The following is a 248-nucleotide window of genomic DNA, read 5'->3' as shown; positions in this document are numbered from 1 at the left end:
AGACGTTTAAGAGCTTTGCACCTAAAGCAATGGCGTCGGGGTAAGACGATTTATCGTGAGCTGCTGCGTCTTGGCGCGACGCCGAGGGTAGCACAATCGGTGGCGGCGTTGAGTCGTCGTTGGTGGCACAACAGTCTGTCGGGAGTCCATCATGTATTAACGGTGGCCTACTTTGATCGGTTGGGCGTGCCCCGTCTCTCATAACCTCAACTTCTCGAACCGCCCGGTGCGGACCCGCATGCCGGGTG

1 pseudogene is annotated in these 248 nt (G+C 58.1%); it reads left to right on the top strand.

From position 1 onward, the window contains the following. A pseudogene (locus tag V0R37_RS22905) lies at positions 1–204 on the top strand (reverse transcriptase domain-containing protein); the annotation flags it as partial. Positions 205–248: the final 44 nt, after the last annotated feature.

The sequence above is a fragment of the Pollutimonas rozaliensis genome, assembly GCF_048751585.1.
GTDB lineage: Bacteria > Pseudomonadota > Gammaproteobacteria > Burkholderiales > Burkholderiaceae_B.
This window is presented reverse-complemented; position numbering and strand designations above follow the sequence as displayed.